The 24308-nt window shown below is 71.3% G+C and carries 21 protein-coding genes; 13 read left to right on the forward strand and 8 right to left on the reverse strand.

Features of this window, described 5'->3' with window-relative positions; translation table 11 throughout:
- The 6 genes from ADY59_RS18135 (at position 1) to ADY59_RS50075 (ending at position 3957) form a co-directional block, all read left to right on the forward strand.
- Positions 1–774 (forward strand): sporulation protein, encoded by a 774-nt coding sequence (locus tag ADY59_RS18135; protein WP_049563624.1) that lies wholly within the window; start codon positions 1–3, stop codon positions 772–774.
- Between the two features lie 150 nt (positions 775–924).
- Positions 925–1998 (forward strand): hypothetical protein, encoded by a 1074-nt coding sequence (locus ADY59_RS18140; protein ID WP_231618767.1) that lies wholly within the window; start codon positions 925–927, stop codon positions 1996–1998.
- Positions 1995–2609 (forward strand): hypothetical protein, encoded by a 615-nt coding sequence (locus ADY59_RS18145; protein WP_049563625.1) that lies wholly within the window; start codon positions 1995–1997, stop codon positions 2607–2609. The genes ADY59_RS18140 and ADY59_RS18145 overlap by 4 nt, the downstream gene beginning before the upstream one ends.
- A gap of 9 nt (positions 2610–2618) precedes the next feature.
- Positions 2619–3416, forward strand: a complete 798-nt coding sequence (locus ADY59_RS18150; protein ID WP_049563627.1) for an inositol monophosphatase family protein — start codon at positions 2619–2621, stop codon at positions 3414–3416.
- A 104-nt stretch (positions 3417–3520) separates the two neighbouring features.
- Positions 3521–3805: a hypothetical protein gene (locus ADY59_RS18155; protein ID WP_049563629.1), complete on the forward strand. Its 285-nt coding sequence runs from the start codon at positions 3521–3523 to the stop codon at positions 3803–3805.
- Positions 3802–3957, forward strand: a complete 156-nt coding sequence (locus tag ADY59_RS50075; RefSeq protein ID WP_156325572.1) for a hypothetical protein — start codon at positions 3802–3804, stop codon at positions 3955–3957. Before ADY59_RS18155 ends, ADY59_RS50075 begins: the two co-directional genes overlap by 4 nt.
- Before the next feature lie 22 nt (positions 3958–3979).
- Here the strand turns inward: ADY59_RS50075 and ADY59_RS18160 are convergent, their stop codons facing one another.
- Both ADY59_RS18160 and ADY59_RS18165 read right to left on the reverse strand, forming a co-directional pair.
- Positions 3980–4432, reverse strand: coding sequence for a hypothetical protein (locus ADY59_RS18160; protein ID WP_156325573.1), 453 nt, complete (start codon positions 4430–4432; stop codon positions 3980–3982).
- 38 nt (positions 4433–4470) lie between these two features.
- Positions 4471–5643 (reverse strand): SLC13 family permease, encoded by a 1173-nt coding sequence (locus ADY59_RS18165; RefSeq protein WP_231618768.1) that lies wholly within the window; start codon positions 5641–5643, stop codon positions 4471–4473.
- Positions 5644–5700: 57 nt separating this feature from the next.
- Here ADY59_RS18165 and ADY59_RS18170 point away from each other — a divergent pair, with 57 nt between their 5' ends.
- Together ADY59_RS18170 and ADY59_RS50080 are read left to right on the forward strand one after the other, a co-directional pair.
- Positions 5701–11274 carry a TIR domain-containing protein gene (locus ADY59_RS18170; RefSeq protein ID WP_049563633.1) on the forward strand — a complete coding sequence of 1858 codons (5574 nt, stop codon included), beginning with the start codon at positions 5701–5703 and terminating at the stop codon, positions 11272–11274.
- A gap of 101 nt (positions 11275–11375) precedes the next feature.
- Positions 11376–11516, forward strand: a complete 141-nt coding sequence (locus ADY59_RS50080) for a hypothetical protein (protein WP_156325574.1) — start codon at positions 11376–11378, stop codon at positions 11514–11516.
- 6 nt (positions 11517–11522) lie between these two features.
- Here the strand turns inward: ADY59_RS50080 and coaE are convergent, their stop codons facing one another.
- The 6 genes from coaE to polA form a co-directional block, all read right to left on the reverse strand.
- Positions 11523–12125, reverse strand: a complete 603-nt coding sequence (gene coaE / locus ADY59_RS18175) for a dephospho-CoA kinase (RefSeq protein ID WP_049563635.1) — start codon at positions 12123–12125, stop codon at positions 11523–11525.
- 9 nt (positions 12126–12134) lie between these two features.
- Positions 12135–12584, reverse strand: a complete 450-nt coding sequence (locus ADY59_RS18180; protein WP_049563637.1) for a GNAT family N-acetyltransferase — start codon at positions 12582–12584, stop codon at positions 12135–12137.
- 9 nt (positions 12585–12593) lie between these two features.
- Positions 12594–13739 carry an epoxide hydrolase family protein gene (locus ADY59_RS18185; RefSeq protein WP_049563638.1) on the reverse strand — a complete coding sequence of 382 codons (1146 nt, stop codon included), beginning with the start codon at positions 13737–13739 and terminating at the stop codon, positions 12594–12596.
- Positions 13740–13838: 99 nt separating this feature from the next.
- Positions 13839–15320, reverse strand: a complete 1482-nt coding sequence (gene rpsA / locus ADY59_RS18190; RefSeq protein ID WP_049563640.1) for a 30S ribosomal protein S1 — start codon at positions 15318–15320, stop codon at positions 13839–13841.
- Between the two features lie 201 nt (positions 15321–15521).
- Positions 15522–16613, reverse strand: coding sequence for a polysaccharide deacetylase family protein (locus tag ADY59_RS18195; protein WP_049563642.1), 1092 nt, complete (start codon positions 16611–16613; stop codon positions 15522–15524).
- A gap of 96 nt (positions 16614–16709) precedes the next feature.
- Positions 16710–19400 (reverse strand): DNA polymerase I, encoded by a 2691-nt coding sequence (gene polA, locus ADY59_RS18200; protein WP_049563644.1) that lies wholly within the window; start codon positions 19398–19400, stop codon positions 16710–16712.
- A 122-nt stretch (positions 19401–19522) separates the two neighbouring features.
- Here polA and ADY59_RS18205 point away from each other — a divergent pair, with 122 nt between their 5' ends.
- From ADY59_RS18205 to ADY59_RS18225, 5 genes are all read left to right on the forward strand, one after another.
- Positions 19523–19867: a PaaI family thioesterase gene (locus tag ADY59_RS18205; protein ID WP_082310195.1), complete on the forward strand. Its 345-nt coding sequence runs from the start codon at positions 19523–19525 to the stop codon at positions 19865–19867.
- A 522-nt stretch (positions 19868–20389) separates the two neighbouring features.
- A complete protein-coding gene (locus ADY59_RS18210; RefSeq protein WP_231618769.1) occupies positions 20390–21544 on the forward strand; it encodes a branched-chain amino acid ABC transporter permease in 1155 nt (384 codons plus the stop codon).
- Positions 21545–21555: 11 nt separating this feature from the next.
- Entirely contained in the window at positions 21556–22542 is a 987-nt protein-coding gene (locus ADY59_RS18215; RefSeq protein ID WP_049563649.1) for a branched-chain amino acid ABC transporter permease, read from the forward strand.
- Entirely contained in the window at positions 22532–23467 is a 936-nt protein-coding gene (locus tag ADY59_RS18220; protein ID WP_049563651.1) for an ABC transporter ATP-binding protein, read from the forward strand. Before ADY59_RS18215 ends, ADY59_RS18220 begins: the two co-directional genes overlap by 11 nt.
- On the forward strand, positions 23464–24249 hold the full coding sequence (locus ADY59_RS18225; RefSeq protein ID WP_049563652.1) for an ABC transporter ATP-binding protein: 786 nt from the start codon (positions 23464–23466) through the stop codon (positions 24247–24249). Before ADY59_RS18220 ends, ADY59_RS18225 begins: the two co-directional genes overlap by 4 nt.
- Positions 24250–24308 lie beyond the last annotated feature (59 nt).

Here is a 24308-nt window from a genome sequence, read left to right on the forward strand (position 1 = left end):
ATGGTGTTCCGCAAGCTGATGGCCGCGTTCGGCGCGGGCGTCGAAGTAGACACGGTGCTGACCAACGCGACCGTGCGCCCCGGCGAGCCGCTGCGCGGGGTGGTCAACTTCCGGGGCGGCGGCTCCGACTACAAGGTGGAGGGCATCTACCTCGACCTGACCGCCGTGGTCGAGGTCGAGTCGGGCGACAACGAGTACAAGACGACCTACAGCTTCCTGCGCCAGCAGGTGGCGGGGACGTTCCAGCTCGCGGCCCGGGCCGAGCACGGCCAGCCGTTCGAGATCCCGATGCCGTGGGAGACGCCGATCAGCGCGATCTCCGGGCACGCGCTGCCCGGCATGCGGCTCGGCGTGCGCACCGAGCTCGCGCTGGCCGGGGCGCTGGACAAGGGCGACCTCGACCCGCTGTTCGTCACGCCGCTGCCGGCGCAGGAGCACGTCATCGGCGCCCTGGACCGGCTCGGCTTCCAGTTCAAGAAGGCCGACCTGGAGCGTGGCACGCTGTACGGCTCGACGCTGCCGTTCTTCCAGGAGATCGAGTACTACGCGGGCGGCCAGTGGCGGCGCCACTTCAACGAGCTGGAGCTGACGTTCATCGCCGGGGCGCGGCAGATGGAGGTCATCCTGGAGGCCGACCAGCGCGGCGGTTTCCTGACCTCCAGCCACGACTCCTACAACCGCTTCACCGTCCGCTACGACGACCCGCCGGGCAGCGTCGACCAGGCGCTCCAGCGCGGCCTGGAGCAGATGGCGCGGCGGCGCGGCTGGTTCTAGACGGCTCCGGATCGGGAGGGCGGCCCGCGCGCCGCCCTCCCGACTTTTCCGGAGAGGGTACGCATTCCGCGCTTTTCCGTGCTGGCAGGGATCTGACGCGCTCGTTACCATGACCCCGGGACTGACTGATCGTCGGATGCGGGGCGAGCGATGGCACGGTTCATGGGGGCATTGCGGCGGATCGCCCCATGGGCGGCCCAGAACGCCGACGTGGCGATCGCGCTCGGCCTGGCGATCGTGGTGGGCGTGCTGGGCATCATGCCCGACGACATCCTCGGCCAGATGTTCGGCGCCGACGGCACCGAGGTGCAGGCGCAGCTCGTCAACGCCGCGACCCTGGTGATCCTGGCGCTGGTGGCGACCGCGCTGCTGCGCGACCGGGCGCGGCAGGCGCCGGTCGAGGAGACCATCACCTCCGGCGCGCTGGCCCAGCTCCCGCTCCGGCTGGAGCGGCTGGAGCAGATCGAGACGTTGGTCCAGGGCACCCGCAAGGCTCTCGACGCCCTGCAGCTCGTCCGGGTGCTCGGCAGCGCCCAGGAGATCGCCCAGGCGCACGCCGAGGCGCGCCGCGACGCCAGCCGGTGGAGCTTCAAGGGCGGCACCGGCACCTACCTGCGCGCCGTCACGCTGCCCGTGTGCGTGGCCGCCGCCCGCCGCGACAAACGCCACCTCACCGTCCGGGTGGAGATCATCGACCCGACCGACCCCGTGGTGTGCGAGGCGTACGCCCACTACCGCCGATCGCTGTCCGACCTGCCCGACGGCACCGGCGAGACGTGGACCACCGACCGGGCCAGGAAGGAGTCCTACGCGACGATCCTGGCCGCGTTCTGGCACCGGCAGCGCTACGGGCTGCTGGACATCGGGGTGGGCCTGTCGTCCACGATGACGACGTTCCGCTGGGACCTGTCCAGCAGCCGCCTCATCATGACGGTCGAGGACCCGAACATGGCGATGACGGCGCTGGCCGACACCTTCTACTACGAGAACGGCGACACCGAGCTGCGCCTGAGCTTCGAGCAGGCCCGCCGGGTGCCGCTGGAGGCGTACAAGCGGGTGCCGCTCAGCGACGAGCCCACCATCGAGGAGGTCCAGGACCTGTTCGAGCGGATCGGGATGCCGCTCCCCAAGGCCTACAACGGCCGCGACGTGGTCGACATCGCGCGCAAGGCGCTGCGCGCCGTCGACCCGTACGGCGAGCCGGTGCGTGAGCACGGGTCATGAGCTACGTCGGCGTCTATGAGCAGCTCGTCCGCGGACGGGCCAGGGCCTGGGCGCTGGAGGCGATCTCCGGCGACGTCCGGGCCGTACGGCATCCGCTCGGTTTCGTCTGCCTGCCGCTGGAGCGAGACGGCGGCGAGGGGGTATGCATCCATCTGTGGTCAGATTCGCTCGCACCCGCGAGCAGCACCACCTCGCAGATCCACTGCCACAGCTGGGACCTGGTCAGCCATGTGCTCTACGGCCAGGTGCGCAACGTGCACGCGGTGGTCGACGACGCGGGGCCGGACGCGACGCACCGCGTGTTCGAGGTGGTCAGCGCCGCCGACGGCGACCGCATCTCGCCCACTCCGCGCACCGTGCGGCACCGTACCGGGCTGGTGGAGTCGTTCGGGCCCGGCGACACCTACACGCTGCCGGCCGGGCGCTTCCACAGCAGCGTGGTGCCGGAGGGCGGCGAGGCCGCCACGGTCGCGCTCGGGCGGGGCCGCCCGGGCAGCCGGGACCTGTCGCTCGGCCCGCTCGGCGCGGGCGACCACCACGTGTCGAGGCAGCCGCTCGACGACCGGGAGACGGCGCTCGCCGTACGCCTGATTGCCGCCCGCCTGAGCTGAGGGGTGCCGATGGACCTGGACCGCGCGCGAACGCTGGCCGTCGAGGCGGCCGAGGCCGCCGGGCGGCTGCTGCTGGACGGCGCCGGCGGCGCGGTCGGCGTCCGGGCCAAGGGCGGCTCCGGCGACGTGGTGACCGACCTCGACCTGGCGTCGGAGAAGCTGCTGCTGGAGCGGATCCTCACCGCCTATCCGTCACACGCGGTCATCGCCGAGGAGTCGGGCCTGCTCGGCGTCACGGGCAGCGAGTGGACATGGCTGATCGACCCGCTCGACGGCACCAACAACGTGGCCATCGGCCTGCCGGCCTACGTGGTCGGGGTGGCGCTGTGCCACGGCGGGCAGCCGGCGCTCGGGGTGGTGCACGACCCGGTGACGGCCCGCACGTGGTCGGCGGTGCGCGGCGGCGGCGCGCTGGACTCCTCGGGCGCGCCTCTGCGTGTCCCGCACCGGCCCGCGCCGCACGGGCCGCTCCTGGCTTGGACCCAGGGGTATGCTGTGACCAGGCAGGACGCTTCCGCACGGGCGCTGCGGACGAGGCTGGAGCTGGCCTCCAGGCGGGTGCTGCAGCTGTGGGCGCCGCTGCTGACGTGGGCGATGCTGGCCCGCGGCGACATCGACGCGATCGTCGGCTACCGGGCCGAGCTGATCGACCTTCCGGCGGGCGCGCTGATCGCGCGGGAGGCGGGGGCCGAGATCCGGGCGCTGGACGGCGGGCCGTTCGAGGAGAGCCTCGACGGCGCGGCCGATCGCAGCTTCGTGGCGGCCCACCCGAAGGCCATGCCGGGGCTGCTGTCGCTGCTTGCGTAAAAATCTTGAAACTTCAGGCGCGGAATGTCGATAACTTTCCGCGCCTTCCGGCGTCTCACTAACAGGTGCTCGTTCCGGCGGCACCGGTGGAAAGGAGAACCACCATGTCGACCATGCCGACCACGCTGACCGAACTGACCGTGACGGAGCTCGCGCAGGTGCTCTTCGCCTCCGCCGTGCAGCCCTCCGACACCGCGTCCGGCGCCGTGTCCGCGCCGGAGATCCGGGCGGCGATCGACCGGCGGCTGTGCGCCTGTGGCGGGCAGGCCGGGTGCGCCGCCTATGTGGCCCAGGAGGCGGGCGACCATCCCGAGGTTTTCGTCACCCGCATGCGCTGGGCGCTGCAAGCCGTGGCGGGCGCCTACACGAGTCCTCTGGCGGCGGCATGAGCGGCGAGCGCGAGCGCAGGGAGTGGGCGCATCCGTGGTTCGCGGCCGTCGTCGGCCCCCGGCCGTCGGAGGAGCGGCCGGCCGAGGAGGACGAGCGCCGCGTCAGGCGCCGCCCTTCCCGGGTCACGACGGTCCGCCGCCGCCCTGCTTGACGGCGCCCTACTTGACGGCGCCCTACTTGAGCAGGAACTTGCACAGGCCCTTGCCGGTGACGACCCGCTCGCCGTCGACGGTGATGCGGCAGGGCGCGGGCCTGAACTGGCCGTTGTCGTCGCGCACGGAGCCGGACACGATGGAGACCAGCCGGCCCACCTCCTGCTCGGCATCGGTCAGCTCGATCTTGGCGGTCTTCGACCAGGGCAGGGTGGCCCCGGTCTCGATGCCGCTCTCGTCGGCGTTGTAGGTGATCGGCTGGACGGCCTCGCCCTTGCCCAGCACCTCCAGCTTGACCTTCCGCACGGCCTTGCGCGCGGCCTTCCCCGAGGTCTCCGCGCTCCGCGGGGTCCCGGCCGCCGAACCGGTGGAGGAGGGCGCCGACGCCGCCGAGCCGGAGGCTCCGCAGCCGCCCAGCGCCGCCGCCGCGAGCACGGCAAGACCGAAACATCTGATCAGAGGTGATTTGGCCATGGCCACAATTGTCCCCGAGATCATCCGGTCCCCGGACCTCAGCCGAAGGCCACCAGCGCCCAGGTGGTCGCCAGCAGCCCGGTGACGGCCAGGCCGGCGCCGGTCAGCAGGAAGCGGCCCATGGGCACCCGGACGTCGTGGCGGCGGCAGGACTCGAACCAGAGCAGCGTCGCCAGCGACGCCCACGGCGTGATGACCGTGCCCACGTTGGTGCCGACGAGCAGGGCGAACAGCTGCCCGCGATCGCCCGCCGGGATGACCTCCTCCAGCGCCTTGTAGGCGGGCAGGTTGTTGATCACGTTGGACAGCCCGGCGCCGACGGCCGCCGTGCGGTACGGGTCGCGCTCGTCGCCGAGCATCCAGTGCATCAGGTCGGCCAGGCCGTAGCGGCTGAGCGTGGGCACCACCAGGAACAGCCCGGTCACGAAGATCAGGAGCTGCCACGGCACGAGCCCCCAGGTCAGCCGCTTGCGGTCGCGCACCAGGAACGCCACCACGACGATGAGCCCCGCCGCCGTGGCCGCCGCCCACACCGCCACCCCGGCCAGCAGCGCGACGATGAACAGCACGCAGGCCACCGAGGCGGCGCCGAACAGCGCCCGGTCGGCGACCGGCTCCAGCAGCGGCGGCGTGTAGCGCAGGTCGCGCCGCCGCCCCCGCCGCCAGAAGAACGCCCACAGGAACGCCATCGTGACCAGGATCGCGACCGCCTGCGGCGCCCACATGTGCGCCGCGAACTCCAGCGAGCTCAGCTCGATGCGGTGCATGGCCAGCAGGTTCGTCAGGTTGGACACCGGGAACAGCAGGCTGGCGGTGTTGGCGAACCAGATCGTGGTCATGGCCAGCGGCAGGGCCGCGATGCGGGCCTTGGGGGCCAGGGCCAGCATCACCGGCGTGAGCAAAACGGCAGTCGTATCGAGATTCAGAAATATCGTAATAAATGACGCGAAGGCCGTACAAAGAAGGAAAAGGGCAACGTAGTTGCCCCGCCCGAACACCGCCATCCTGGCCGCGATCACGTCGAAGACCTGAGCCTCTTTGGTGAGCTCGGCCAGCACGATGATGCCCACCAGGAACACCAGCAGCGGCCCGATCTCGGCCAGGCTCGCCCTGGCCTCGGCCAGGGGCAACAGCCCGGTGGCCACGAAGACCAGGCCGAGCGCGAGCAGCCCGATCCTGATCAGGTCGAGCACGCCAAAACGCCGCAACACCCGACGATGATCGCACACGTGCTGGGAAACTCCGATCCCCCGTTGGATACTGGGGAGATGGCACGTGACGGCAGGCCGACCCAGATCTTCGTCAGCTACTCCCCGGCCGACACGGCCTGGGCGACCTGGATCGCCTGGGAGCTGGAAGCGGCCGGCTACCGCACGATGATCCAGGCGTGGGACTTCGTGCCCGGCACCAACTTCATCGACTTCATGGACCGCGGCGTCAGCGAGGCGCAACTGGTCGTGGCGGTGCTCTCGCGCAACTACCTGAGCTCGCGCTACGGGCGCCTGGAGTGGCAGGCTGCCCTGCGCGCCGACCCGGACAACCCGTCCAACAAGCTCGTCACGATCCGGCTGGAGGACGTGCAGCTCGACGGGCTGCTGTCCACGATCACCTGGGTCGACCTGCTGGGCGTCACCGACCCGGGGCAGGCCAGGGCGGCGCTGCTGGGCCGGGTCGGCGAGGCGCTGGCGGGCCGGGCCAAGCCGGAGACGGCGCCCGCGTTCCCGACCGCCGGCGGGCCGCCCGTCGCGGTGCCGACGCTGCCGCCGCCCGGCGAGCGGGCCCGAGCCAGGCGCGCGCCGGTGTCCGCGCCGAAGTTCCCGCCGGCCACCGGGCCGCAGACGCGCCGCGAGTCGCTCACCGTGCTGCACATCGCCGGGCCGCGGTTCGGGCGGGCGCTGCCCGAGCCGGGCGAGCCGTTCACGCCGGAAGACCTGCAGGCGCGCATCTGGGCGGATCTGACCGCCATGTACGACCGGGGCATGCCTCGGCCGGATCTCATGGTGGTCAGCGGCGACCTGACCGAGTCGGGCAGCCTCGGCCAGTTCGGCCAGGCGACCCGGTTCGTCACCGACTTACGGCTGCTCATCGGGCTGGAGCCGCACCGGCTGGTGATCGTGCCCGGGCCGCGCGACGTCACCAAGGCCGCGGCGAGCGCGTACTTCCTGACGTGCGAGGCCGACGACGTCAGCCCGCAGCCCCCGTACTGGCCCAAGTGGCGGCATTTCGCCGGCCTGTTCGGTGAGGTCTACCAGGGGCTGGACGACCGGGTGTTCGACGGCGGGCAGCCGTGGACCCTGTTCGAGGTGCCCGATCTGAAGATGGTCGTGGCCGGGCTCAACTCCACGATGGCCATGAGCCACCTGGAGCGCGACGCGTACGCGATGATCGGCGAGGCGCAGGCGGCCTGGTTCGCCGAGCGGCTGCGGCCTTACGAGGATCGGGCGTGGCTGCGGCTGGGCGTGATCGGTCATCCGCCGGCCGCGCTGCACGACGCCCCGGCCTTCGACCGGCTCCTGGCCCACCGGCTCAACCTGCTCTTCCACGGCCCCGGGCAGGCCGGCGACGGCGCCGTCGCCGCGCCGCGCTCCGGCCGCCACCACGTCGTCGAGATCACCCCCGGCGAGACGCGCGTCTGGCTGCCCGACGGCGGCGCGCCGGAACGTTCCCGCCGCACCTGGCGGGCCGCCCGCGCCACCTTCACCGGCGAGACGCCGGACGCCCCGCCGCCGGCCCTCGCCCCGAGCTCGGGCGAGCGTGAGCCGAGCCCCGTCGACCTGCTGCTGGACCGCATCACCGAGGTGTGCGAGGCCCGGCACGAGCGGGCCCGCATCCGCCGCCTGCCCGGTCACCTGGTGGTCACCCACCCGGAGGACGGGTTCGTCCGCCAGCTCATGATCGGCGCGCACGTCGGCGAGCTGACCCCCGCCGACGCCGCCGACTTCGTCCGGCGCGCGCACGCGGCGGAGCTGGCCGCCGAGCTCGTCTACCAGGGTCCGCCGCCGGCCCGCGCGCTGCGCGACGACCTCATGCGCCGGGGCGTGCGGCTGCGCAGCTTCACCGAGTTCCAGGGGCTGCTCGACCTGTCCGGCTACGTCAGCGAGCAGACCGCCAGGCTCGCCGGCGACCGCCGCTACCCGCCCGGCCTGTACGTCCCGCAGCGCTACCGGGAGCTGGACCGGCAGGGACAGCACGTCAAGGAGGGGCTCACCGACGAGCTGATGCGGCTGCTGGCCGCCGACCACGGCCGGTTCCTGCTGCTGCTCGGCGACTTCGGCCACGGCAAGACGTTCGCGCTGCGCGAGCTGGCCCGGCGCATCCCGGCGGAGCTGCCGCACCTGACGCCGATCTTCATCGAGCTGCGCGCCCTGGACAAGGCGCACTCCGTCGACGGGCTGGTGGCCGCCCACCTGGCCAACCACGGCGAGGAGTTCATCGACCTCAAGGCGTTCCGCTACCTGCTGCGGCAGGGCCGGATCGTGCTGCTGTTCGACGGGTTCGACGAGCTCGTCACCCGGCTCACCTACGACCGCGCCGCCGACCACCTGGCGACGCTGCTGGCCGCCGCCGAGGACAAGGCCAAGATCGTGGTCGCCAGCCGCACCCAGCACTTCAAGTCGCACAGCCAGGTGCTGACCTCGCTCGGCGAGATGGTCGGCGTGCTGCCGCAGCGGCGGGTGCTCGGCGTCGAGGACTTCACCCACGACCAGATCCGCTCCTACCTGGCCAACCGCTTCGACGACGGCGACGAGGCCGGCGCCCGCATGTCGCTCATGGAGGGCATCAAGGACCTGCTGGCGCTGGCGCAGAACCCGCGGATGCTGAGCTTCATCGCCGACCTCGACAGCGACCGGCTCCGCATGGTGGCCGGCGCCCGGCACACGATCAGCCCGGCGCTGCTGTACGAGGAGATCCTGCAGTCGTGGCTGGCCTTCGAGGAGCGCCGGGCGAAGGTGCCCGGCTCGGCCGCCTCGCTCACCAGGGACGAGCTGTGGCGGGCGGTGACGGCGCTGGCGCTGCGGCTGTGGGACTCCGGCGAGTCGCTGCTGGGCCTGGACGAGCTGACGGAGATCGCCGAGACGCTGGCCGACCTGGCCAGCGGCCAGCTCACGGTCGCGCACACCGCGCACGCGGTGGGGTCGGGCAGCCTGCTGGTGCGCACCGAGGAGGGCATGTTCGGGTTCATCCACGCCTCGGTGATGGAGTGGCTGATCGCCCGGCACGTCGCGGCCACGCTGGACTCGCCGGTCGCGCTGTCGCGCGGTCCGCTGTCGGCGCTGAGCATCGAGTTCCTGTGCGATCTGGCCGACGTGCGCGCGCTGCGCGCCTGGGTGGCCGACCCGCCCGCCGACGACGTGGCCCGCGCCAACGCGGTCAAGATCGCGGCGCGGCTGCGCACCCCGGCCAAGGCCGACCTGCGCGGCGCCAACCTCAAGGGCGAGGACCTGTCGGCGCGGGACCTGCAGGAGGTCGACCTGACCGGCGCCGACCTGAGCGGCGCCACGCTGGCGGGCACCAACCTGTCCAGGGCCGTGCTGCGCGACGCCAAGCTGGTGGGCGCCAGGCTCGACAAGGCCGTGCTGGCCGGCGCCGACCTGCGCGGCGCCGACCTGTCGGGGGCGCGCCTGGCCCGCTCCGACCTGAGCGACGCCGCGGTCGAGGGCGCCCGCTGGCACCGGGCCGCGCTCATCAACGTGACCGGCACGCTGCCCCACCTGCCGGGCGCCGCCGTGGCGCCGGGCCAACCGGTGGAGATCCAGCTCGCCCCGGCCGCGATCGGCGTGCCGTACGGCTACCACTTCCAGACCAGCCGGCTGCCCGAGCCGATCGCCTACAGCCCCGACGGCTCCACGCTGGCCATCGGCAACGAGGACGGCGACGTGCTGCTGTGCGCCGGCGGGCTGCCGGTGCGCACCCTGCACGGACACGGCGGCCGCGTCTACGCGGTCTCGTTCGCCGGTGACGTGCTGGCGACCGGCGCGAGCGACGGCACCGTGCGGATCTGGGACTCCCTCACCGGCGAGCCGCTGCGCGAACTGGCCGGCGACCCCGACGGCGTCTGGCCGCTACGGCTCGACCCCGCGGGTGAGCTGGTCGCGGCGGGCGGCGGTGACGGTGTGGTGCGCATCTGGAAGACGGCCACCGGAGAGCTGGTGCACGAGCTGGCCGGGCACCGGGCGCCCGTCTACACGGCCTCGTTCGGCGGCTCGGCGCTGGTGACCGGCGACTCGGCGGGCGTCGTACGGGTGTGGAACCAGACCACCGGCGAGCTGACCCGCACCCTCGGCGGCCACCGCGGCGCGGTCTTCCGTGCCGTGCACAGCCCCGACGGCACGCTGCTGGCCACCGGCGACGAGGCGGGCACGCTGCGGGTGTGGGAGACGGGCACCTGGGCGTCGCGGGCGGTGCTCACCGGGCACCGCGGCAGCATCTACTGCGTGACGTTCGCCCCCGACGGGTCGTTGCTGGCCACCGGCGACACCTCCGGCGACGTGCGGCTGTGGGACCCGGCGGGCGAGTTCCGCGGCCTGCACACCACCCACGCCGCCGCCGTCTACCAGGTGGCGTTCTCGCCCGACGGCCACACGCTGGCCACCGGCGACTCCGGCGGCGTGGTGCGCCTGCAGCCGGTCGGCTCGCCGCACCGGGTGGAGCTGACCGGGCACCGGAGCTCGGTGTGGCCGTTCGCCTGGCGGCCCGACGGCGAGCAGCTCGCCACCAGCAGCAACGACGGCACCATGCGGCTGTGGGACCCGGTGTCCGGGCAGTGCCAGCGGGTGCTGCGCGGCCACGGCAGGCGGATCACCTCGGTGCGGTTCAGCGCCGACGGCTCGATGCTGGCCACCAGCGGCAACGACGGCGTCGTGCGGGTGTGGGAGCCGCGTGCCGGGCGGCTGCTGCGGGAGGTGCCCGGGCGCGCCGACCGGCTCATCTCGGCGCTGTTCTCACCGGCCGGGCCGGTGCTGGCCGCCTCCAGCAACGACGGCGGCGTGCACTTCTGGAACGCCGCCACCGGCGACTACGAACGCGAGCTGAACGTCGAGACCGACCACGTGTGGGCCGAGGCGTTCAGCCCCGACGGCAACATGCTGGCCACGGCCAACGACGACGACAGCGTGCGGATCTGGTGGCGTTCGACCGGCCGCCTGGTCACCAACCTCGGCGACCACCGCGGCCGGGTGCGCTCGATCGCCTTCAGCCCCGACGGCCGCTACGTCGCCACCGGCTGCGACGACCGGCTCGTACGGCTGTGGCACGTGGAGTCGGGCGGCCGGGTGGCGACCCTCGAAGGGCACACCGACCGGGTCTACTCGGTGGCGTTCTCGCCCTCGGGCCGTCACCTGGCGAGCGGTGGCAACGACGGCATGGCCAAGCTGTGGGAGCTGCGCCCCGGTCAGCCCTGGCAGCCCGCCCTGCGGCACACGCTGCGGGCGAGCGCGGGGCGGCTGTGGAGCGTCGGCTTCGACGCCTCCGGCGACCGGATCGCGACCGGTGGCGACGACCGCGCCGTGCGCGTCTGGGACTCCGCCACCGGGCAGCTGGTGCACACGCTGCGGGGGCACTCCAGGCGCGTCTGGTCGGTCGCCTACAGCCCCGTCTCCGGCCTGCTGGCCAGTGCGGGCGACGACGGGGTGGTCATCCTCTGGGAGGGCGCTGAGCGCCACGCGACGCTGCTGGGGCTGCCGGAGGGGTGGGCGGCGCTGGCGCCCGACGGCCGTTACAAGGTGCACGGGGAGACGGCGGGGCAGTTCTGGCACGTGATCGGGATGTCGCGGTTCGAGCTGGGCGAGCTGGACCCGCACCTGCCGGGCGTCCGTCAGGTGCCCCTCGACGCGTCCTTCTGATCCCCGCGCTGATCCCCGTGCTGATCCCCGTGCTGATCCCCGTGCTGATCCCCGCGCTGATCCCGTGCTGATCCCCGCGGCCGGCTGAGCCGGGATCCCCGGTGACGCTGCCCGGCCCGGTGACGGTGCCCGACATGGGCCCGCCGAGCAGCCGGGCGCTCGGCAGCTCGGCGCGCAGCCGCCCGTCCGGCCCTCGGCCGGCCTATCCAGGGCGCCGGCGTACGCACCTGCTCACCGGCTGACGCCGGTCAGGCGCGGGCGGCCCGGCGGACGAGGTCGTCCCAGACGCCGGCGACGCGCGACTCCAGCTCGGCCAGGCCGGCCTCGTTGGGGATCACGACGTCGGCCACGGCCAGGCGGTCGTCGCGGGAGGCCTGGGCGGCGATGCGGGCCCTGGCATCGTGCTCGGCCATGCCACGGTGCTCGGCGAGGCGGGCGACGCGGACGTCGTCGGCCGCGTCGACGACGATGACGACGTCGTACATGGGGGCAAGCTTGTTCTCCGCCAGCAGCGGCACGTCGTAGACGACGATCGCGTCGTCGTCGGCCGCGCTCTGCAGGGCGGCGACCCGCTCCCCCACCAGCGGGTGGACGATGGCGTTGAGCGAGGCGAGCCTGTCGGGGTCGGCGAACACGATGCCGCCGAGCTTCTCCCGGTCGAGCGAGCCGTCGGCCCGCAGCACCTCCTCGCCGAACGCCGCCACCACCCGGGCCAGGCCGGGCGTGCCCGGCTCGACCACCTCGCGGGCGATCCGGTCGGCGTCGATGACCACGGCGCCCCTGGCCGCCAGCCGCCTGGCCACCTCGCTCTTGCCCGACCCGATGCCACCGGTGAGTCCGATCTTCAGCACGCCCGAAGCCTACCCGCGCCGCAGATGGATGAGGGTCAGGTGGTCGTCCATCCGCTCGCGGTGCGTCTCGCGGTAGCCCAGGCGCCGGTAGAGGCGCAGGTTGGACTCCGACAGATGGCCCGTGAACAGGTCGAACGCCTCGGCCTGCGGCACCTGCTCGTGCAGCGCGGTCAGCAGCGCGGTGCCCACTCCCCTGCCCTGGCAGTCGGGCGCGACCACGAGCCGCCCCACCAGGCAGGTGGTGCCGGCGGGCGTGCCGCGCACCGCGCCGACGACGCGGCCGGCCTCGACGGCCTTGAGCACGACGCCCGCCTCGATGGCCTTGCGGACCTGCTCGACGGACTCCACGAGCGGCGGGATGTAGGGGTCGCCGTAGAGCTGGGCCTCGCTCACGTAGGCGGCCCGCTGGAGGGTGAGGATCTCGCCCGCGTCCGCGCCCGCCGCCCGCTGGATGTCCATTCGAGCACCCTACTTCAGCAGGCCGCCGAAGAACGTACGGAGATCGGCCGCCAGGTCGCCGGGGACTGCCATGGCGACCATGTGGCTGGGGCTGTGGCGGCCTCCCCAGTGCACCACGGTGTTGCGGCGGCCGGCGATCCGCCTGAAGACGGCGGGGCCGCCGTGCGACACGCCGGTGGGCACGGCCGCCTGGTCGACGGGCAGACCGGCGGCGCCCTCGTAGTAGGTCCACGACGAGGAGCCACCGGTGCCGGTCAGCCAGTAGAGGGAGGCGGTGGTGAGCACCAGGTCGCGCGGGATCGGCTCGGCGGGCGTCCCGCCGGGCCAGCCGTCGAACTCCTTGAACCGCTCGACCAGGTAGGCGAGCTGGGCGACGGGCGAGTCGGCGAAGCCGTGCGCGAGCGTCTGGGGGCGGGCGGCCAGGTAGGGGCCGTAGCCGCTGCCCTGCCCCATCCAGGCGGTGGCGGCCTCCAGCTCGGCCCGTTCCTCCTCGGTGGCGCCGGTGAGCTCGTCGGGATCGCCGGTGGGGATGCCGAGGCCGGCGGTGATGTGCGCGCCGATCACGTGCTCGCCGTCGAGCGCGGCGAGCTGGGGCGTGACCAGGGCGCCGGCGTCGTTGCCGTGCGCGCCGTAGCGCTCGTAGCCGAGCCTGCCCATCAGCTCGGCCCAGGCGCGCGCCACCCGGGCGACGGACCAGGGCCGCTCGTCGGCGGGCTCGGGGAACGGCGAGAAGCCGAAGCCGGGCAGCGAGGGCGCCACCACGTGGAAGGCCACCGCCGGGTCGAGGCCGTGCGCCCGCGGGTCGGCGAGCGGGCCGGCCAGGTCCAGGAACTCGGCCACGGAGCTGGGCCAGCTGTGGGTGAGGATCAGCGGCGTCGCGCCCGGCTCGGGCGAGCGCACGTGCAGGAAGTGCACCCGCTGCCCGTCGATCTCGGTCGTGTACTGCGGGAACGCGTTGAGCCTGGCCTCCTGCGCCCGCCAGTCGAACCCGTCGGCCCAGTACGCGGCCAGCTCCCGCAGGTAGTCCACCGGCACCCCGCGCCGCCACCCGCCTCCGGGGAGCTGCCGCGCCCACCGGGTGCGGCGCAGGCGGTCACGGAGGTCGTCGAGGTCGGTCTGCGGAACATCGATACGGAAGGGCGTGATGTCGTTCATGTGCACCACGATGTCCCCCCATGCGGAAAGGTTCGTTCCGCATGACGAAAGGCCCCGTACGGAGATCCGTACGGGGCCTTTCTTCAGCGATCAGCTAGCTCAGCTCTGGCCGCCCGCGAGCTTCTCGCGCAGAGCCGCGAGAGCCTCGTCGGAGGCGAGAGCGCCGGCCGCCGGAGCGGACGAGGAGCTGCTCGACTGGGGCTGCGACTCACCGGTGTAGGTCGAAGGAGCGGCCTCGCCGGCCTCGGCCTCAGCCTTGCGGGCCTCTTCGATCTGCTTGCGGTGGGCCTCGTAGCGCGTCTGGGCCTCGGCGTACTGCCGCTCCCACTCCTCACGCTGCTTGTCGAAGCCCTCGAGCCACTCCCCGGTCTCCGGGTCGAAGCCCTCGGGGTAGATGTAGTTGCCCTGGTCGTCGTAGGTCGCCGCCATGCCGTAGAGCGTCGGGTCGAACTCGACCTCGGTGCCCACGCCTTCGTTGGCCTGCTTGAGCGACAGGCTGATGCGGCGACGGTCGAGGTCGATGTCGATGATCTTCACGAAGATCTCGTCGCCGACCTGGACGACCTGCTCCGGGATCTCCACGTGGCGCTCGGCCAGCTCGGAGATGTGGACCAGGCCCTCGATGCCCTCCTCGACCCGGACGAACGCGCCGAACGGCACCAGCTTGGTGACGCGGCCCGGCACGACCTGGCCGATCTGGTGGGTGCGGGCGAACTGCTGCCACGGGTCTTCCTGGGTGGCCTTGAGCGACAGGGAGACGCGCTCGCGCTCCATGTCGACGTCGAGGACCTCGACCGTGACCTCCTGGCCGACCTCGACAACCTCGGAGGGGTGGTCGATGTGCTTCCAGGACAGCTCCGACACGTGGACCAGACCGTCGACGCCACCCAGGTCCACGAAGGCACCGAAGTTGACGATCGAGGACACGACGCCCTTGCGGACCTGGCCCTTCTGGAGGGTGTTGAGGAAGGTCTGGCGGACCTCGGACTGCGTCTGCTCAAGCCAGGCGCGGCGCGACAGGACCACGTTGTTGCGGTTCTTGTCGAGCTCGATGATCTTCGCCTCGAGCTCACGGCCGACGTACGGCTGCAGATCGCGGACACGGCGCATCTCGACCAGGGAGGCCGGGAGGAAGCCACGGAGGCCGATGTCGAGGATGAGACCACCCTTGACGACCTCGATGACGGTGCCGGTGACGATGCCGTCCTCGTCCTTGATCTTCTCGATCGTGCCCCAGGCGCGCTCGTACTGAGCACGCTTCTTGGACAGGATCAGGCGGCCCTCCTTGTCCTCCTTCTGGAGAACCAGGGCTTCGACGTGCTCGCCGACCTCCACGACGTCAGCAGGGTCGACATCGTGCTTGATCGAAAGCTCGCGCGAGGGGATGACACCCTCGGTCTTGTAGCCGATGTCGAGAAGAACCTCGTCTCGATCGACCTTGACGACGGTGCCCTCGACGATGTCGCCGTCGTTGAAGTACTTGATGGTCTCGTCGATCGCGGCGAGGAAGGCTTCCTCGGACCCGATGTCGTTGACCGCTACCTGCGGGGTGCTCGAGGTGGCCTCAGTGCTGGACGTCATGTGTGGAATTGCTCCGAACGCGGACAGATGTCGATGTGGCGATGCGCGGCAGGCCCTCTTCCGCATCAAGCCGAGGAGTTACGACATCGACGTGACCGAGCGCGAGCCCGCTCCGTCTGAGGCGCGCGCGAGCCCACAGCGCAGCGATCAGCATATGAGACCAACGCCACGGGGTCAATCCAACCGCCGTATCCACCGCGACTAGTAAGCGTTGACCTGGGGTCTGCGCTTTGCCTCGATGTTACCCCGAAGCCGGCGGGGGACGGAGACGCGCTCCGGGTCGCCGTCGGACACGTATCGCTTGCCGGGGTGCTTGTCCAGCCATTCGAGCCAGTACTGCGAGCACCACTTGCGGCACTCGCCCTTCTTTCCGTTGCTCTGGATCCGCTGGATCGCGCCCCGGTCGAAGTCTTTCGCGTACGGCGAAACCGACGGCTCGGCGCCGGCCAGGAACACCCCGTCGAAGTCGTACCGGGTGCCGTTCCAGGAGCCCTGGCGGGCCGCCTTCTTCGCACGCGGCATCGACCCGTAGGGCAGCGCCATGGTCGTGACGGGGTCTGCGCCCAGCCTGGCGAGCATCCGGTCGAGCCTGGCGATCTGCTTGCGCACGTTCTTCACGGGAAGCGAGCGCAGGTCGGGGTGGGACCAGGTGTGGTTGGCCACCTCGAACCCGTTGCCGGTCAGCCAGCGCACGGCCGCCGCCTGCTCCCGTTCGGTGCGCAGCCCGAACGGCGTGTGGTTGACCCAGAACGTGGCCACCGGCCGGAACCCCGGATGGCGCCCGGCCACGTCGAGCAGGATGCCCACGGCGGTGTCCCGCGCCGGTCCGCCCCCGGCGTCGAACGCGAAGTGGCTGGGATGGCCGTCGTCGAAGGTGAGCACGACGGGGAACTTCCCGGCGGGCACCCGGATGTCGCCGGCGGCGAACTCCTTGGCGCTGATCGGCACGTACCCCTTCCTGGCCAGCTTCTCCAGCTCCTGCCTGAACTGGGCGGGCGTGCGGTCGATCGAGGAGCGCCGCTTGGCGACCAGCCGGTGGTACATCAGCACCGGCACCAGCCCGAGCTCGTTGGCCTTGACCTGCCTGGCGAACTCCGGGGTCGCCACGACGCCCGGCGGCTGGGCCGCCTCCTCGACCGCCGGGCCGGTCGGCTGCGGTGTGGAGCGTTCCGCCGCCCGGGCGGGCGGGGCCGCCACGGGCCGGTCGGAAGCGGGCAGCAGCCACAGCCCGACGATCGCCGTGACCACCACCAGGACGTTCGCCGCGCCGATGATCCGCGTAAGGGACTGCACAAAACTCCCGTGCCACTCGGGGAAAACTTCCCTCAGCGTAATCCAAAGGATCACGAAAAAAGTGGCATGCCCCGACATACCGGGCCGAAACCCCGCTCAGTGGCCGGCGTCCTCCCACGTCCTGCCGACGCCGACGGAGACCTCCAGCGGGACCCGCAGCCGGTAGGCGGCGTTCATCTGGTCGCGCACCAGCTGCCGCAGCGTCTCCAGCTCGCCCGGCGCGACCTCGAACACGAGCTCGTCGTGGACCTGCAGGAGCATCCGCGAGCCCAGCCCCTCCTCCGCGAGCGCCTGGCGGACGTGCAGCATCGCGACCTTGATGATGTCGGCGGCCGAGCCCTGGATGGGGGCGTTGAGCGCCATCCGCTCGGCCATCTCCCGCCGCTGGCGGTTGTCGCTGGTCAGGTCAGGCAGGTAGCGGCGGCGGCCCATCATGGTCTCGGTGTAGCCGTTGGTGCGCGCCTGGCGGACGATGTCGTGCAGGAAGTCGCGCACGCCGCCGAACTCCTGGAAGTATTCCTCCTTCAGCGCCCGCGCCTCGGCCACCGGGATGTTGAGCTGGCCCGCCAGGCCGAAGTCGGACAGGCCGTAGGCCAGCCCGTAGTTCATCGCCTTGATGCGGGCCCGCAGCTCGCCGTCGATCTGCTCCGGCGGCAGGTCGAACACCCGCGCCGCGGTCGCCTGGTGGAAGTCGTGGCCCGACTCGAACGCGGCGATCAGCGACTCGTCGCCCGACAGGTGCGCCATGATGCGCAGCTCGATCTGGCTGTAGTCGGCGGTCAGCAGCGTCTCGTAGCCCTCCCCCACGACGAAGCCCTGCCGGATGCGGCGGCCCTCGGCGGTGCGGATCGGGATGTTCTGCAGGTTGGGCTTCTCCGAGGAGAGCCGGCCGGTGGCGGCGATGATCTGGTTGAAGGTGGTGTGGATACGGCGGTCGTCGCCGATCTCCTTGATCAGGCCCTCGACCGTGGTGCGCAGCTTGGTCTGGTCGCGGTGCCGCAGCATGATCGTCGGCAGCTCGTGCTCGGACTGGGTGGCCAGCCAGGCGAGCTGGTCGGCGTCGGTGCTGTAGCCGGTCTTGATCTTCTTGGTCTTGGGCAGGCCGAGCTTGACGAACAGCACCTCCTGCAGCTGCTTGGGCGAGCCGAGGTTGAACTGCTCGCCGACCGACCGGTGCGCCTCCTCGACCGCGTGCTTGACGGCGGCGCCGAACTCGGCCTCCAGACCGGCGAAGTATTCGCTGTCGACGGCGATGCCGGCGCGCTCCATCTCGGCCAGCACGGTGAGCAGCGGCAGCTCCACGTCACTCAGCAGCTGGGTGCCGCCGCGCCCGGCCAGGAAGCCCTCCAGCGCCTCGGCCAGCTCACGCACCGCGTGCGCGCGCAGCGCCAGATCCTTGGCCGGGGCGTCGTCGTCGTCGCCGAACAGGGCGGCCTGGCCGTCGGACTCCTCCTCGGCCCGCAGGTCGCGGTTGAGGTAGCGGCGGGCGAGGTCTTCGAGCGCGAACGTGCGCTGCCCCGGCATCGCCAGGTAGGCCGCCAGCGCGGTGTCGCAGGACAGCCCGCGCAGCTCCATGCCCTGCGCCCACAGCGCCAGGATGGGGCCCTTGGCGTCGTGCACGGCCTTGGGCCTGGCCGGGTCGGCCAGGTAGGCGCGCAGGGCCGCCTCGTCGGCCTCGGTCAGCTTGACCGGGTCGATGTGCGCGGCGGTGCCGTCGGGCGAGGCGATGGCGATGGCGTCGACGCGGCCGGTGCCGCTGCCGTAGACGCCCTTGAACGCGACGCCGGCGCGGCCCTCGGGCAACGCCGCCAGCCAGCCGGCCACCCGGTCGGGGCCGAGGATCACGGTCTCGACCTCGAAGCCCTGGTCGGGCTCCTGCTCGCCGGTGCCGAGGGTCTTGAAGACGCGCTCGCGCAGCTCGCCGCGGATCTGCAGGGTGTCGAAGAGCTTGTTGACCTCCTCGCGCTCCCAGGCGCCCTGCTTGAGGTCGGTCAGCTCGGCCTCCAGCGGGACGTCGCGCAGCAGCTCGGTGAGCCGGCGGTTCATCAGCACCTGGGCGACGTGCTCGCGCAGCTTGTCGCCGACCTTGCCCTTGACCTCGTCGACCCGGTCGACGAGCGCGGTCAGCGAGCCGAACTCGCGCACCCACTTGGCCGCGGTCTTCTCGCCCACGCCGGGGATGCTGAGCAGGTTGTCGCTCGGGTCGCCGCGCAGCGCCGCGAAGTCGGGATACTGCACGGGGGTGAGGCCGTACTTCTCCTGGACGGCGTCGGGGGTGAACCTCGTCATGTCGCTGATGCCGCGGCGGGTCATGAGCACGGTGACGTCCTCGTTGACGAGCTGCAGCGCGTCGCGGTCGCCGGTCACGATGAGCACGCTCATGCCCTCGGCGCCGGCGCGGGTGGCCAGCGTGGCGATCAGGTCGTCGGCCTCGAAGCCGGCCTTGGACAGGCGCGGGATGCGCAGGGTGTCGAGCAGCTCGAAGATGAGCTGCATCTGGCCGCGGAAGTCTTCGGGCGTCTCGCTGCGGTTGGCCTTGTAATCGGAGTATTCCTCGTGCCGGAACGTCGGCTCCGATCGGTCGAAGGCCACCGCCACGTGCGAGGGCTGCTCGTCGCGCAGGATGTTGGTCAGCATCGAGGTGAACCCGTAGACCGCCTCGGTGTGCTGACCGTCGGTGGTCATCAGGTTGGCGTCTTTCAGCGCGTAGAACGCACGATAAGCCAGGGAATGCCCGTCAAGCAGCAGCAGGCAGGGTCGGCTGGGGGTCACTTCACTCTTCGGCACACAGGCAGCCTAGTCTCCAACTGCGACAGAAAACCCGAGCTCGAAAGACTGGAGGCGTCCCCTTGACGCAGATCGACCCGGCCTCCTTCACCGCGGTCCACCAGGGCACGCTGGCCGATCGGATGGGCATCGAATTCCTGGAGGCGACCGCCGAGCGCGTGGTCGGCCGGATGCCGGTGGCGGGCAACACCCAGCCGTACGGCCTGCTGCACGGCGGCGCGTCGGTGGTGCTGGCCGAGACGCTCGGCTCGACGGCGGCCGCCATCCACGCCGGTCCCGGCAGGATCGCCATGGGCATCGAGATCAACGCCACCCATCACCGCTCGGCGACCTCGGGCTTCGTGACGGGCGTGGCCACCCGGCTGCACGGCGGCCGCACGCTGGCGAGCTACGACATCGAGATCACCGACGAGCAGGGGCGGCGCGTGTGCACCTCCCGTCTCACCTGCATGCTGCGCGACGCCTGATCGCACCAGCCCCTTTGCGCACAGGCCCCCGGGCTCGCTACGGTTGTCCCAGCGGGGCCCGCGGGGAGGCCGAGTAGACAACGGGTGAGGCCGGGGAAGCCTCATACGGCACCAAAGGCCTCCCCCGGGCTCGTTTTCACGTTCCGCTTCGCATCGTTAGCGTTTCGTTAGTCACCCGCGCCAGGCGTCACCGCTCATTTAGCCCCTGACCTGCCGCGTTGTTTGCTCACACAAGTGACACACACATGTCACTAATTGGTGACGAACCATACTGAACCGGGCGTACCCGGAATAGGCTCCCGCCACAGCATCCCAGTCGTGCCTGCGATGCCCGCGTGTCGAGATGGAGGGGCACAACCCCGCCTTGACCTATCTGAGGGAGCACCATTGCGCAGAGCCGTGATCGCGTTCACGGCCTTCCTGGGTGGACTCATTCTCTTGCTCGCCGCTCCGGCCCATGCGGCCGATCCGGAACAGAGCCTGAGGGGAACACTCCAACACCAAGGCCAGCCAGTGAACGGCGTGAAAATCGTCGTGACCACCGAGAGCGGACAACCCGTTCAGGAGGTCACCAGTGACGCCAAAGGCACATGGGAAGTGCCGGTCGAGAAGGCCGGAAAGTACAAGGTCACGCTGGATGTCAGCACCCTCCCGCCGAACCTGCAGGTCCGGGGCGGCAGCAACACCCGCACCCCGACCGTGTACGAGGGCAACCCGGCGAGCGTGCTGTTCGCCCTGCAGCCCAAGACCGCCGCGGGAGCGGAGCCCGAGCAGAGCGGGGGCGGCGGCAGCGCCTTCTGGGAACGGGCCGCCCAGCTCACCTTCGAGGGCCTGAACCTGGGGCTGATCATCGCGCTCGCCGCGCTCGGCCTGTCCCTCATCTACGGCACCACCGGCCTGACCAACTTCGCCCACGGTGAGCTGGTCACGCTCGGCGCACTGCTGGCCTACGCCTTCAACACCGGCATAGGGCTGCACCTCATCCCCGCCGCGCTGATCGCGGTCATCCTCGCCGGCGGGCTCGGCTACGCGCAGGACAGGTTCTTCTGGGGCCAGCTGCGCCGCCGCGGCACCGGCATCATCGCCGCGATGATCGTCTCGATCGGTGTGGCGATCTTCCTGCGTTACCTGTTCCTCATCCTGTTCGGCGGCCAGAGCGAGGCGTTCGCCCAGTACAACGCCCAGCCCGGCATCCAGGTCGGTCCCATCTCGGCCGCCCCCAAGAACTTCGTCGCCATGGGCATCGAGCTGCTGGTCCTCATCGTCGTCGGCGTCGCCCTGCTGCGCACCCGCACCGGCAAGGCCGCTCGCGCCGTGGCCGACAACCCCGCCCCCGCCGCCTCATCGGGCATCAACGTCGACCGGGTCATCCGCATCATCTGGACCGTGGGCGGCGCCATCGCCGCGCTGGCCGGCATCATGCTCGGCCTGTCGCAGAACCTGAAGTTCACGATGGGCCAGGACATCCTGCTGCTCATCTTCGCCGGCGTCACGCTCGGCGGGCTCGGCACCGCCTTCGGCGCCCTGGTCGGCTCGATCATCGTCGGCCTGTTCATCCAGGTCTCGACGCTGTGGGTGCCGCCGGAGCTCAAGAGCGTCGGCGCGCTGGCCGTGCTCATCATCGTGCTCCTCTTCCGGCCGCAGGGCATCCTGGGCCGCCGCGAGCGGATCGGCTGACGGGGGGAACCATGGACTGGATCACGATCATCTCCACCACCGTCAAGGCCGCCATCGGCGTCGAGACGGTCTGGTACGCGCTCGCCGCCATCGGCATCAACATCCACTTCGGCTACACCGGCCTGCTCAACTTCGGGCAGTCGGCGTTCCTGGCGGTCGCCGGCTACGGCCTGGCGGTCACCGTCACCGTGCTCGGCCTGCCCTTCTGGATCGGCATCGGGGTGGGCCTGCTGGCCGCCGTGCTGCTGGCCGTCGTGCTGGGCATCCCGACCCTGCGGCTGCGCGCCGACTATCTGGCCATCGTCACCATCGCGGCGGCCGAGATCGTCCGGCTGGTGTTCCGCTCGGTGGCGTTCAAGGACGTCTTCGGCGGCTCCGACGGCCGTCGCGGCTTCTCCGACGGCTTCTACGCGCTCAACCCCTTCCCCGAGGGGGAGTACGGGTTCGGCTGGCTCCTGTTCGGCGAGCGGACGCTGTGGGTCCTCGTCGTCGGCTGGATCCTGGTCGGCATCTCCTGCGCCATCGTCTTCCTGCTCATGAAGAGCCCCTGGGGCCGTGTGCTCAAGGCGATCCGCGAGGACGAGGACGCCGTGCGCAGCCTCGGCAAGAACGTCTTCTCCTACAAGATGCAGTCGCTCATCCTGGGCGGCGTCATCGGCTGCCTCGGCGGCTTCATCTACGGGCTCGCCTACGCCTCGGTCCAGCCGGACATCTTCGGCACCGAGACCACCTTCTTCGCCTACACGATCGTCATCCTCGGCGGCGCCGCGCGCGTGTTCGGCCCCGTCGTCGGCTCGGCGATCTTCTGGGTGCTGCTGGTGCTGGTCAACGGCGTGCTCAGCGGGGCGGTCGAGTCGGGGATCATCACCTTCATGGACTCCACCCAGGTCGGCCCGTTCCGCTTCCTCCTCGTGGGGCTGGGACTCATCCTCTTGCTCGTCTTCCGGCCACAGGGCATCTTCGGTGACAAGAGGGAGATAGCAATCGATGCACGCTGAATCCGCCATCGACCGCAAGGCCGCCGCCCTGGCCGCCTTCAAGGACCTGGACCGCGAACCCGGAGTGCCCAAGCCGGACCCGATCCTCGTCGTGGACAACGTGGTGCGCCGCTTCGGCGGCCTGACCGCCGTCGACGTCGGGCACGTCGAGGTGCAGCGCGGCTCCATCACCGCGCTGATCGGCCCCAACGGCGCCGGCAAGACCACCTTCTTCAACCAGCTGACCGGCTTCGACACCGCCGACTCCGGGCAGTGGACGTTCAACGGCCGCAGCATGAACGGCGTGCCCGCCCACAAGGTGGCGCGGGCCGGGATGGTGCGGACCTTCCAGCTCACCAAGGCGCTGTCGAAGCTCACGGTGCTGGAGAACATGCGCCTGGGCGCGCAGAAGCAGCTCGGCGAGAACTTCTGGCGCGCGCTGGTGCCCGCCGTCTGGCGCGGCCAGGAGGGTGAGATCACCGACCGGGCCGAGGAACTGCTGGCCCGCTTCAAGCTCGACGCCAAGCGCGACGACTTCGCCGGCTCGCTGTCCGGCGGCCAGCGCAAGCTGCTGGAGATGGCCCGCGCGCTCATGGTCCAGCCGGAACTGGTCATGCTCGACGAGCCGATGGCCGGCGTCAACCCGGCACTCACCCAGTCGCTGCTCGGCCACGTCAAGGACCTGCGCGAGCAGGGCATGACGGTGCTGTTCGTCGAGCACGACATGGACATGGTGCGCGACATCAGCGACTGGGTCATCGTCATGGCCCAGGGCGCCGTCATCGCCGAGGGCCCGCCCGGCACGATCATGTCGGACGAGCGCGTCATCGACGCCTACCTGGGCGCCCACCATGACGCCCCGCTCTCCGAGAGCGATCTCGCCGAGCAGCTCCATGAGGCCGAGGTGGCGCTCGAAGCCGAGTTCGAAGAGGAGACGAAGAAGTGAACGCCGTCCCCGAGTCCGCGTCGGCCGTCACCGACCGCGGCGCGCACCTGGCCGGCGCCGAGAACGCCGTCCTGCGCTGCGACGAGCTGATCGCCGGCTACCTGCCGGGCGTCAACATCCTCAACGGCTCCGACCTGTACGTGGGCGACGGCGAGCTGATCGGCATCATCGGCCCCAACGGCGCCGGCAAGTCGACCCTGCTCAAGGCCATGTTCGGGCTGGTCAACATCCGCAGCGGCACGGTCACGCTGAAGGGTGAGAACATCACGAACATGAAGGCGCACCAGCTGGTCTCGCGCGGCGTCGGGTACGTCCCGCAGACCAACAACGTCTTCCCCAGCCTCACCATCGAGGAGAACCTCGAGATGGGCGCCTTCCAGGTGCCCGGCAAGTTCAAGGAGCGCTTCGAGTTCGTCGCCGAGCTGTTCCCGGCGCTCAAGGAGCGGCGCAAGCAGCGCGCCGGCTCCCTGTCGGGCGGCGAGCGGCAGATGGTGGCGATGGCCAGGGCGCTCATGACCGAGCCGTCGGTGCTGCTGCTGGACGAGCCGTCGGCCGGTCTGTCGCCCAAGCTGCAGGACCTGGTGTTCATCCAGGCCCAGCAGATCAACAAGGCGGGCGTGACCGTGATCATGGTGGAGCAGAACGCCCGGCGCTGCCTGCAGATCTGCCATCGCGGCTACGTGCTCGACCAGGGCCGCAACGCCTACACCGGCACCGGCAGGGAGCTCGCGGGCGACCCGAAGGTCATCGAGCTCTATCTGGGCACGCTCGCCAAGGCCTGACGCGTCCGGACGAGGAAGGGGCTCCCCCGGGGCCCCTTCGTTGTTTTCAACGGGTGCTG

The sequence above is a fragment of the Nonomuraea sp. SBT364 genome (assembly GCF_001083785.1).
Taxonomy (GTDB): Bacteria; Actinomycetota; Actinomycetes; order Streptosporangiales; family Streptosporangiaceae; genus Nonomuraea.

Excerpts from the sequence above, each read along its gene's own strand:
- ADY59_RS18145 (WP_049563625.1), top strand. The coding sequence starts at position 1,995 with ATGAGCTACGTCGGCGTCTATGAGCAGCTCGTCCGCGGACGGGCCAGG.
- ADY59_RS50075 (WP_156325572.1), top strand. The coding sequence starts at position 3,802 with ATGAGCGGCGAGCGCGAGCGCAGGGAGTGGGCGCATCCGTGGTTCGCG.
- ADY59_RS18185 (WP_049563638.1), bottom strand. The coding sequence starts at position 13,739 with ATGAACGACATCACGCCCTTCCGTATCGATGTTCCGCAGACCGACCTC.
- ADY59_RS18155 (WP_049563629.1), top strand. The coding sequence starts at position 3,521 with ATGTCGACCATGCCGACCACGCTGACCGAACTGACCGTGACGGAGCTC.
- ADY59_RS18170 (WP_049563633.1), top strand. The coding sequence starts at position 5,701 with ATGGCACGTGACGGCAGGCCGACCCAGATCTTCGTCAGCTACTCCCCG.
- rpsA (WP_049563640.1), bottom strand. The coding sequence starts at position 15,320 with ATGACGTCCAGCACTGAGGCCACCTCGAGCACCCCGCAGGTAGCGGTC.
- ADY59_RS18140 (WP_231618767.1), top strand. The coding sequence starts at position 925 with ATGGCACGGTTCATGGGGGCATTGCGGCGGATCGCCCCATGGGCGGCC.
- ADY59_RS18160 (WP_156325573.1), bottom strand. The coding sequence starts at position 4,432 with ATGGCCAAATCACCTCTGATCAGATGTTTCGGTCTTGCCGTGCTCGCG.
- ADY59_RS18205 (WP_082310195.1), top strand. The coding sequence starts at position 19,523 with ATGGGCATCGAATTCCTGGAGGCGACCGCCGAGCGCGTGGTCGGCCGG.
- ADY59_RS18180 (WP_049563637.1), bottom strand. The coding sequence starts at position 12,584 with ATGGACATCCAGCGGGCGGCGGGCGCGGACGCGGGCGAGATCCTCACC.
- ADY59_RS18220 (WP_049563651.1), top strand. The coding sequence starts at position 22,532 with ATGCACGCTGAATCCGCCATCGACCGCAAGGCCGCCGCCCTGGCCGCC.
- ADY59_RS18215 (WP_049563649.1), top strand. The coding sequence starts at position 21,556 with ATGGACTGGATCACGATCATCTCCACCACCGTCAAGGCCGCCATCGGC.
- ADY59_RS18135 (WP_049563624.1), top strand. The coding sequence starts at position 1 with ATGGTGTTCCGCAAGCTGATGGCCGCGTTCGGCGCGGGCGTCGAAGTA.
- ADY59_RS18150 (WP_049563627.1), top strand. The coding sequence starts at position 2,619 with ATGGACCTGGACCGCGCGCGAACGCTGGCCGTCGAGGCGGCCGAGGCC.